The sequence below is a fragment of the Ramlibacter tataouinensis TTB310 genome (genome assembly GCF_000215705.1).
GTDB lineage: Bacteria > Pseudomonadota > Gammaproteobacteria > Burkholderiales > Burkholderiaceae_C > Ramlibacter > Ramlibacter tataouinensis.
This window is the reverse complement of the sequence record NC_015677.1, coordinates 1,725,462-1,734,271: the sequence shown is the minus strand read 5'-3', so window position 1 is coordinate 1,734,271 and position 8,810 is coordinate 1,725,462. Positions and strand designations below refer to the sequence as shown.

At 73.9% G+C, this 8,810-nt stretch carries 10 protein-coding genes; all 10 read right to left on the bottom strand.

The genetic code is table 11. The features are described 5' to 3' along the window. Nucleotides 1–90: 90 nt before the first annotated feature. Entirely contained in the window at nucleotides 91–528 is a 438-nt protein-coding gene (locus RTA_RS08470; RefSeq protein WP_013900973.1) for a universal stress protein, read from the bottom strand. Between the two features lie 87 nt (nucleotides 529–615). Continuing rightward, complete coding sequence (locus RTA_RS08465) at nucleotides 616–1,200, bottom strand: histidine phosphatase family protein (protein ID WP_013900972.1); 585 nt, start codon at nucleotides 1,198–1,200, stop codon at nucleotides 616–618. Continuing rightward, nucleotides 1,197–1,994: an adenosylcobinamide-GDP ribazoletransferase gene (locus tag RTA_RS08460; RefSeq protein WP_013900971.1), complete on the bottom strand. Its 798-nt coding sequence runs from the start codon at nucleotides 1,992–1,994 to the stop codon at nucleotides 1,197–1,199. Before RTA_RS08460 ends, RTA_RS08465 begins: the two co-directional genes overlap by 4 nt. After that, a complete protein-coding gene (gene cobT, locus RTA_RS08455; RefSeq protein WP_013900970.1) occupies nucleotides 1,991–3,037 on the bottom strand; it encodes a nicotinate-nucleotide--dimethylbenzimidazole phosphoribosyltransferase in 1,047 nt (348 codons plus the stop codon). The genes RTA_RS08460 and cobT overlap by 4 nt, the downstream gene beginning before the upstream one ends. A gap of 2 nt (nucleotides 3,038–3,039) precedes the next feature. Beyond that, nucleotides 3,040–4,476 (bottom strand): cobyric acid synthase, encoded by a 1,437-nt coding sequence (locus RTA_RS08450; protein WP_013900969.1) that lies wholly within the window; start codon nucleotides 4,474–4,476, stop codon nucleotides 3,040–3,042. Beyond that, nucleotides 4,473–5,429 carry an aminotransferase class I/II-fold pyridoxal phosphate-dependent enzyme gene (locus RTA_RS08445; protein ID WP_013900968.1) on the bottom strand — a complete coding sequence of 319 codons (957 nt, stop codon included), beginning with the start codon at nucleotides 5,427–5,429 and terminating at the stop codon, nucleotides 4,473–4,475. Before RTA_RS08445 ends, RTA_RS08450 begins: the two co-directional genes overlap by 4 nt. Then, complete coding sequence (gene cbiB, locus RTA_RS08440) at nucleotides 5,426–6,391, bottom strand: adenosylcobinamide-phosphate synthase CbiB (protein ID WP_041675213.1); 966 nt, start codon at nucleotides 6,389–6,391, stop codon at nucleotides 5,426–5,428. The genes RTA_RS08445 and cbiB overlap by 4 nt, the downstream gene beginning before the upstream one ends. Nucleotides 6,392–6,395: 4 nt before the next feature. Next, nucleotides 6,396–6,965, bottom strand: a complete 570-nt coding sequence (gene cobO / locus RTA_RS08435; protein WP_013900966.1) for a cob(I)yrinic acid a,c-diamide adenosyltransferase — start codon at nucleotides 6,963–6,965, stop codon at nucleotides 6,396–6,398. A gap of 13 nt (nucleotides 6,966–6,978) precedes the next feature. Then, nucleotides 6,979–7,743, bottom strand: a complete 765-nt coding sequence (locus RTA_RS08430; RefSeq protein ID WP_013900965.1) for an ABC transporter ATP-binding protein — start codon at nucleotides 7,741–7,743, stop codon at nucleotides 6,979–6,981. Beyond that, nucleotides 7,740–8,789 (bottom strand): FecCD family ABC transporter permease, encoded by a 1,050-nt coding sequence (locus RTA_RS08425; RefSeq protein ID WP_049871255.1) that lies wholly within the window; start codon nucleotides 8,787–8,789, stop codon nucleotides 7,740–7,742. Before RTA_RS08425 ends, RTA_RS08430 begins: the two co-directional genes overlap by 4 nt. Between the last annotated feature and the right edge of the window lie 21 nt (nucleotides 8,790–8,810).

Below are 8,810 nucleotides of genomic sequence, written 5' to 3'. Positions count from 1 at the left end.
TGCAGCAAAAAACCTTGGGCCCCACAGCGTCGCCCGGCGGTCCGCACCCGGGCTAGGCGCGCCGCTACGGAATCAGGAGCACAACCGGCTTCAGTGGACGATCACGCACAGCACGCTGCAAGGCGAGTGCTCGATCAGCGCGCCCGAGATCGATCCGCGCCACCAGCGCGCCGCCCAGCTGTCCAGGTGCTTGTGGCCGACCACGATCAGGTCGGCCTCCAGGCGGCGCGCGGCCTTGGTGATCTCGTCCACCGCCTCGCCCACCACGACCTCGCCGCGGGCGGCGTAGCCACAGGACGCCAGCCGGCGCAGCCCGTCCTCCAGCACCGACTGGTACTTGCGGCGCTCGCGCTCCTCCAGCTCCACGTCGTAGACGCCGCCCTCCAGCCCGACGAAGCTCATGGCTGACGGCATGGCCGCCACCAGGAACAGCTCGGAGCGGCTCCATTGCGCCACTTCGCGGCACTCCAGCAGGGCCTTCTGGCCCGCGTCGCTGCCGTCATAGGCCAACAGGATGCGCTTGTACATGGCTTTGCCTCGCAAGGTCGATGCGGCCCAGCATAGGACCGCCCCGCGGCTGGGGCAAGGGGGCTAGCCCCAAGGAGCCAGGCCCGTTCAGGCCTGCGGCTGCGCGGCGGGGGTTTCCCCGGGGTCACACAGGTCCAGGCAGTGCGCCGCACCGAAGCCGACGCCGTCGGCCGGCCAGTCGCTGGCCTGCGCCGGCGCCGGCACGCCGCGGGCGAGCATCCGGGCGGCGCGGACGACGCCGGCATGGCTGATCCATAAAACGTCGCGATGGCCGGCACGAACCTCCGCCATGGCTTGGCCGACGCGGGCCATGAGGACCGCCACGCTTTCGCCGCCGCCGCAGCGGTGCCGCGCGAAGTCGGCCATCCACGCTTCGAAGGCCGTGCGGCCGATCGCGTCCCAGCGCTGTCCTTCCCAGGTGCCGAAGTCCATCTCCGCCAGGCGCGCATCGGTCTCGTGTGCCAGGTCAGGCCGCAGTGCGTGCAAGGCCTGGGCCAGCTGCAGGCAGCGGCGCAGCGGCGAGCACCGCACCGCCAGGCCCGTCGGCAGGGCCGCCGCAAGCGCCCGCGCTGCTTCCAGGGTCGCCTGCGGATCGGCCGGCAGGTCGGTCGCGCCGTAGCAGATGCCCTCCTGCACGATTGGCCGCGCGTGGCGCACCAGCCAGAGCTTCACAGCGCGAGCGCCACGCCCAGGTAGCAGCCGATCTCGCAGACCTGCTGCGTGGCGCCCAGGCAGTCGCCGGTGAAGCCCTGCAGGCGCCGCGCGAAGAGGCGCAGCATCGCTAGCAGCGCCAGCGCGGAGAGCAGCAGCGGAACCATCAGGAAGACCACGCCCTGCAGCCATGCCACGCCGGCGGCGGCGAGCAGGGTCCAGGTCGCCGCCACGGCCAGCGTGCTCCCCGAGATCGCATCGGCCATGGGCTTGGCCTTGACGCCGTCGGCCTCGCCTACGTAAGGCAGCCAGTGGATCAGCAGCAGGGGCCAGGCCCGCGAGAGAACGTGCGCGAGCACCAGGCCCGCGGCCAGCGCGCCCGCGTCGTGGGACGCGATCAGCGCCAGCAGCCCCAGCTTGGCGCTGAAGGCCAGCACCAGCGCCATGGCGCCGAAGGCGCCGATGCGCGAATCCTTCATGATCTCGAGGGCGCGCCGGCGGTCGGCGTATGAGCCCAGGCCGTCGGCCACGTCGGCCAGCCCGTCCTCGTGCAGCGCGCCGGTGAACAGCACGGTGGCGATGGTGGAGAACACCGCGGCGACGAAAGGCGCGAACGGACCGGGCGGCAACCACGCCAGCAGCACCCAGGCCACGCCCGCGGCGAGCAGTCCCACCAGCAGGCCGATGCCCGGGAAATGCGCCGCGCTGGCGCGCAGCAGCGCGGGGCTGTAGCCCACCCAGCCGGCGAGCCGGCCCGTCACCGGCACGCGGGTGAAGAACTGCAGGGCCAGCAGGTAGTGGCGCACCGCATTCATCGCGCGCCCTTGTCGGAGACGCCCGCCGATTCGAAGCTGGCCATCTGCTCCAGGATCGCGCAGGCCGATTGCAGCAGGGGCCATGCGAGCACGGCGCCCGAGCCTTCGCCGAGCCGCAGGCCCAGGTCCAGCAGCGCGCGCGCCGGCGTGGACCGGTCCGGCCCCAGGTGGCGCAGCATGAGGCCGTGGCCGCATTCGTCCGAGCGGTGCGAGAACACGCAGCGCTGCGTCACGTGCGGCTCCAGGGCCCTGGCGACCAGCACCGCGGCGCTGGAGATGAAGCCGTCCACCACGATCACGCGGCGCTCGCGCGCGGCCTGCAGCACCGCGCCCACCAGGGTCGCGATCTCGAAGCCGCCGAAGGCCGCCAGCGCCTGCAGCGGCTCCTTCGCATCCGCGTGCCGTTGCAGCACTTCGCCGAGCAGGGCGCGCTTGCGTGCGATGCCGTCCGCGTCCAGGCCGGTGCCGGCGCCCACGCAGTCGAGCAGGTCGTGCCCGGTCAGCCGCGCCAGCAGCAGCGAGGCGGCGGATGTGTTGCCTATGCCCATCTCGCCCAGCAGCATCACGTTGCCGGGGAGCCGGGCGACGACGTCGCGGCCGTTGGCGATGGCCTGCGCGCATTGCGCCGCCGTCATCGCCGGGCCCTGCGAGCTGTCGCCGGTGCCCGGCGCGATCTTGCGTGCCAGCAGCCCCGCGCGCGGCGCGAAGTCGTGGCGCACGCCGCAGTCGACCACCGTCAGCGCCAGGCCATGCTGGCGCGCCAGCACGCTCACCGCCGCGCCGCCGGAGAGGAAGTTCTCGACCATCTGCCAGGTGACGTCGCTGGGATAGGCCGAGACGCCGCGCGCGGCCAGGCCGTGGTCGCCCGCGCATACCAGCACCTGCGGCTCGCGCAGGCGCGGGGTCTCGCAGCCCAGGACCAGCCCGAGCTGCAGCGCGAGCGCTTCGATGCGGCCCAGCGAGCCCGCCGGCTTGGTCTTGCGGTCCAGCTTGTGCTGCAGGCGCGCCGCGAGCGCGGCGTCGTGGAGGTCGGGGATGTCCATGGTCAGGAACGGGTGATGAGGCCGGGCAGCGCGCCGGCCGGGAAATGGGCCTCGATGAAGTCGGCGAGGCCGTCGAACACATGGTCCAGCGTGGGCGCCTGGGCGCCGAACAGGGCCTGCAGCACCGCCGGGTCCTCGAACATGCCATGCAGGTACAGCCCCAGCACGTTGCCCCCGGCGTTCTGCCAGCCCAGGCCGTCGGGCAGCACCGCCTGCGCGCGTGCCATCGCCGGGTGCTGCGCGGTCCGGCCATGGTGGATCTCGTAGCCCGCGACGGCCACGCCGGCCAGCGGCGCCCAGGGGCCGCCCACCGCGCCGAAACGCGCGCTGGTGCGGCGCACGGTCTTGGCGGGCTCGAATTGCGTCACCAGCGGCAGCAGGCCGAGGCCGGGGGCGTTGCCGTCGATGCCGTGCGGGTCGACCAGCGCCTCGCCCAGCATCTGCAGGCCGCCGCACACGCCCAGCACGGTCCTGCCCTCGCCTGCATGGCGCAAGATGGCGCGGTCCAGGCCCTGCTCGCGCAGCCAGGCGAGGTCGCCGCTGGTGTGCTTGGAGCCGGGCAGTACCACCCAATCGGCGCCGGCGAGGTCGGCCGGCCTGCGCGCCCACACCAGCCGCACGCCCGGGAGGTTGGCGAGCGGCTGGAACTCGTCGAGGTTGCTGATGCGCGGGTAGGCGACCAGCGCGATCGCCCGGCCCTCGCCCGCGCCGCCGCGGGCGCCGTACCAGCCGTCCTCCTCGGGCAGGCCATGCTGCCGCCACATGGGCAAGGTGGCGAGGGTCGGGACGCCGGTGAGTTGCTCCAGGCGCTGCGGCGCCGGCGCCAGCAGGGCCGCGTCGCCGCGGAACTTGTTCAGCACGAAGCCGCGGATGCGGGCGCGCTCCGGCGCGTCCAGCAAGGCCCAGGTGCCGTAGAGATGGGCGAAGGCGCCACCGCGGTCGATGTCGGTCACCAGCAGGCAGGCGGCATCCGCATGGGCGGCGACGCGCATGTTGACGATGTCGCTGTCCTTCAGGTTGATCTCGGCCGGCGAGCCCGCGCCTTCGATCACCACCACGTCGTTCTCGGCCCGCAACTCGTCCAGCGCCCGGGCGATCCGCGGCCACACGCTGGCGCTGCGCCCGCGCCAGGGCCTGGCCGTCAGTTCCTCGTCCACCTGACCCAGCAGCACCACCTGGCTGTGCGTGTCGCGCTCGGGCTTGAGCAGTAGCGGGTTCATGCGCACCTCGGGCTCGGCACCGGCGGCCAGCGCCTGGAAATACTGCGCGCTGCCGATCTCCCCGCCGGCGACGACACGGGCGTTGTTGCTCATGTTCTGCGCCTTGAACGGCGCCACCTTCAGCCCCTGGCGCGCGTACCAGCGGCACAGCGCTGTGGCCAGCCAGCTCTTGCCGGCGCTGCTGGTGGTGCCCAGCACCATCACGCACCTGGCCTTCATGCGGTAGCCCTCCAGGCAAGGCGCAGCGCTGCCTGGCTGGCCGGCGGCTGCACGCTCAAGCGCACCTGGCCGGGCAGTCCGAAGGAGCTGCCGTCGCGCAGCTTGACGCCCTGCTGCCGCAGGGCGGCCAGGCGCCCTGGCGCGAGCGGGCCGGCGACGAAGAAGTTGGCGGCGCTGGGCTCGCAGCGCCAGCCCAGGTCGCGGCACAGCGCCTGCTGCTGCAGCTTCCAGCGCCGCAGCACGTGCTGGCTGTCCAGCACCCACAGCTGCACCGCAGGCTCGCACCAGGCGTGCAGCAGCGCCACGCCGTGCGCGCCCAGCGGCCAGGAAGGCGCCAGCGCCTCGAGCGCGGCCATGCCCTGCTCCGCGCCGCGCGGCGCGATCGCATAGGCCGCCCGCACGCCGGTCAGGCCCAGCGCCTTGTTGGGCGTCCACAGCTGCCAGACACCTCCCGGGTCGGCCGCGGTGCCGCTGCTCCAGTCCTCCAAGCGCAGCGGCTCGTAGGCACGGTCCAGCACTACCACCTCGGCCTGGCCGGCAGCGTCCCAGCGTTCTTCCGCCTGGCCCAGCGGGCTGGAGGGCTCGCACAGCCACAGCAGCGGCGCCGCGCCCTCGTGCACCACGGCCAGGCCCCAGGCCCGCGCCGCCCGCGCATAGTCGCCATAGCCGTGGCGCGGCACGGCGGCGCTGCGAATCCCCTGGCGGGCGCACCAGGCCGTGACGCGCTGGATGAACTCGCTGGCGCTGGCGGCCAGCACGATGCGGGCGGGCTCGACCTGGTGCAGTTGCGCCAGCGCCTGCCGCAGCAGGCCGTAGCCGGGATCCGGGTACTGCCGGGCATCGGCCCCTTGCACCGCCAGCAATGCCTGCGGGCAGGGGCCGCAGGCATTGGCATTGGTGGAGAAATCGTGCGCCGGGATGCCCAGCGCGTCGGGGCCGCCATGCTCGCTCATCGCAGCCAGGCTCCCTGCACGGCGGCCGCCAGCAGCCAGGCACAGGCCAGCAGCAGCGGCAACGCGCGCCCGCACAGCCGCAGTGCCTGCCGGGTGTGCATGGGCGCCGGCGAAGGCGCACCCGCGTTCAGCGCGTACACGCCCGGCTTGCGCAGCCGCACGCCCAGCGCCAGCGCCATGGCCGCCATGGGCCAGCCGCCATTGGGCGAGGGCGTCAGCGCCGACTGGCCGCGCAGGCCCGGCAGCCGGCGTGCCGCGGCGAGCGCCAGCAGCAGCGCCGCCAGCCGCGCCGGCAGCCAGGACAGCGCGTCGTCGGCGCGCGCCGTCCACTTGCCGGCCCATTCCCAGTGCAGCCCGCCGCGAAAGCCCCGGTAGCCCCACATCGCATCGGCGGTGTTCGCGAAGCGGTACAGCACCGCGCCGGGCAGCCCGGCGACGGCGAACCAGAACACCGGCGCGACCACCGAGTCGTTGTAGTTCTCCGCGAGCGACTCGATCGCGCTCTCGCGCACCTGGGCCTCGTCCAGCTGGCTCACGTCGCGGCTCACCAGGCGCGCCAGCCGCCGCCGCCCGTCGTCCAGCGACCCAGCGAGCGCATCCTCCACCGCGGCCACTTCCTCGCGCAGCATGCGCCAGGACAGCAGCGGCTTGAGCAGCAGGCCCAGCAACAGCCCGGCTGCAAGGGCGGGCAGCCCCAGCAGCCACCGCTGGACCATCCACGCAGCCAGCGCCAGCAGCAGCGCGGCGCCGCTCCAGGCCAGGGCACCGGCCCAGAAGGCGAGCCAATCGGGATCCGGCCGCTCCTCGCGCGGCGCGACGCGCCCGCCGATCCAGCCCAGGTAGCGCCCCATCCCCACCACCGGATGCCAGCGCGCGGGCGGTTCGCCCAGCCAGCGGTCCAGGGCGAACGCCACCGCCAGGGCGACGGCGCCGGCAAGCATGGGCGAGGACCCGCCAGCCATCGCCTCAGTCCTCGATGCCGCGTTGCGCCGGCACGCCGGCATTGAAGGCGTGCTTGATCTTGGTCATCTCGGTCACGGTATCGGCGATCTCCACGATCTCGGGCGGGCAGCGCCGGCCGGTGATGGCCACGTGCACATCCTTCGGCCGCTCGCGCAGGGTCTGCAGCACCTCGGGCAGCGGCAGCCAGCCGTAGATCAGCGGGTAGGTGAGCTCGTCCAGCACCACCAGGAAGAACTGCCCGCCCAGGATGGCTTGCCTGGCCCGCTGCCAGCCGTCGCGCGCGAGCTGGGCCGAGCGCTCCAGGTCCTGGCTCTTCCAGGAGAAACCATCGCCCAGGCCCTCGATGGGGATGCCGATCTGCTCGAACATGCGGTGCTCGCCGAAGCGCGCGGTGGGCACCTTCATGAACTGGTAGATCTTCACCGCCTTGCCGCGGCCGTGCGCGCGCAGCGCCAGTCCGAAAGCGGCCGTGCTCTTGCCCTTGCCGTCGCCGGTGTTGACGATCACCAGCCCGCGGCGCTCGCCTTGCGGCTTGTCGTACGGCTTGGCCGAGGGCGGTTGCTCGATGTTCATGCCTTGTATCTCCTCATTGCGGCAGCGCCACCGGCCGGCCGGCCACCGCGTGGACGGCGATGCGCCGATCGAACACTGCTTCCACGGCGCGGTGCGTGGCGGGCGCGGCGCAGGCGCCCTGGTGCACGACGCGGCCCTGCGCCATCACTACCAGCGAATCCGCCTGCAACGCCATGGTGACCTCGTGCAGCACGCTGACCACCGTGCGGCCTGCCGCCGCCAGGTCGCGCACCAGCAGCAGCCAGTCCGACTGGTGAGGCGGATCGAGGTTGGCGAGCGGCTCGTCCATGAGCAGCACCTGCGCCTGGACGGCCAGCGCACGCGCCAGCAGCACCCGCTGTCGCTCGCCGCCGGAGAGCTGGCCCAGCGGCCGGTCGCGCCAGTCCCAGGCCTGCGTCGCGCGCAGTGCCTGCTCCACGGCCGCCCGGTCGCCAGGGCCCGGCGGAGCCAGCCACGGCTGGTGCGGCAGCCGGCCCAGCATGGCGACGTCATGAACGGTCAGGTCCTCCGCGCCGGCTTCGCCCTGCCCCAGCCAGGCGAGCCGGCGCGCCCGCTCGCGCTGCCGCCAGGCTGCCAGCGGCTGCCCGAGCAACGCCACCTGGCCTTCGGCCGGCAGCAGGCCGGCCAGCGCCTTCAGCAGCGTCGACTTGCCCGCGCCGTTGGGTCCGACGACGCTGGTCCAGCGACCCGCGGGGAAAGCCAGGTCGATGCCGTGCAGCACCGGCCGGCCTCCCAGGGCCACCCGCAGGCCCAGCGCCTGCAAAGCCGCTGCGTTCAATGCAGGCCTCCGGTCCCCAGGTGGCCGCCACGCCTGTGCATCAGCCACAGCAGGTAGCCGCCGCCGAGCACGGCCGTCAGAATGCCCACCGGCAGCTCCTGCGGCGCGATCAGGGCCCGCGCCAGCAGGTCGGCGGCCGTCAACAGCACGCCGCCCATCAGGCTGGCCAGCAGCACCAGGCGGCGGTGCGGCAGGCTGAACGCAGCGCGCACCAGGTGGGGCGCGGCCAGGCCGACGAAGGCGATCAGCCCGGTCTGCGCCACGGCCGTGCCGGTGGCCAGGGCCAGCGCCGCGACCAGCGCGGCGCGCAGCGGGCCCAGCGCCAATCCCAGGCTCCGGGCCGTGGCCTCGCCCAGGGCGAGGCCGTCCAGCGCCCGCGCCAGGAGCCAGGCTGCCGAAGCGGTCAGCAGCCAGGCGCCGGCCATCAGGGCGCAGGCGCTCCAGCCCACGAAGCCCGTGGAGCCCAGCATGAATGCCTGCATCGCCTGCAGCGAGTCGGGCGAGAACAACAGGACCAGGGAGCTCAGCGCGCCCAGCACCACGCCGACGATGACCCCGGCCAGCAGCAGCCGCAACGTGTGCTGCACGCCGCGCGCGAGCGCGAGCGTCAGCACCACGGCCAGCACCGCGCCGGCGAACGCCGCGCCGGTGAAGCCCAGGCGGACCCAGATGTCGGAGGAAGACAGCCCCACGGTCGCGGCGCTCCTCATGCTGCCTCCCAGCATACCGGCGGCACCACCCATCGCGGCCAGCGCGAGGGCGACGCCGAGCGACGCGCCGGCCGCGCTTCCCAGCAGGTAGGGATCGGCCAGCGGGTTGCGGAACAGGCCCTGGGCCAGCGCGCCGGCCAGGCCCAGCAGCGCGCCCGCCAGCCAGGCGCCCAGGGTGCGCGGCAGCCGGATCTCCCAGACGATCTGCCGCGCCATCGCGGCCTGCGCCGGATCGGCAGCGGGATCCAGCAGCGGCGCGAGCATGCCTTCGAAGCCCGCGCTGCCGATGCCGGTGCCCAGCACCAGCAGCCCGGCGCTCAGCGCCGCGAGGGTCATGCCCAGCAGGGCGCCACCGCC

Excerpts from the sequence above, each read along its gene's own strand:
- cobO (WP_013900966.1), bottom strand. The coding sequence starts at position 6,965 with ATGAACATCGAGCAACCGCCCTCGGCCAAGCCGTACGACAAGCCGCAA.
- RTA_RS08460 (WP_013900971.1), bottom strand. The coding sequence starts at position 1,994 with ATGAATGCGGTGCGCCACTACCTGCTGGCCCTGCAGTTCTTCACCCGC.
- RTA_RS08470 (WP_013900973.1), bottom strand. The coding sequence starts at position 528 with ATGTACAAGCGCATCCTGTTGGCCTATGACGGCAGCGACGCGGGCCAG.
- cbiB (WP_041675213.1), bottom strand. The coding sequence starts at position 6,391 with ATGGCTGGCGGGTCCTCGCCCATGCTTGCCGGCGCCGTCGCCCTGGCG.
- cobT (WP_013900970.1), bottom strand. The coding sequence starts at position 3,037 with ATGGACATCCCCGACCTCCACGACGCCGCGCTCGCGGCGCGCCTGCAG.
- RTA_RS08425 (WP_049871255.1), bottom strand. The coding sequence starts at position 8,789 with ATGACCCTCGCGGCGCTGAGCGCCGGGCTGCTGGTGCTGGGCACCGGC.
- RTA_RS08445 (WP_013900968.1), bottom strand. The coding sequence starts at position 5,429 with ATGAGCGAGCATGGCGGCCCCGACGCGCTGGGCATCCCGGCGCACGAT.
- RTA_RS08450 (WP_013900969.1), bottom strand. The coding sequence starts at position 4,476 with ATGAAGGCCAGGTGCGTGATGGTGCTGGGCACCACCAGCAGCGCCGGC.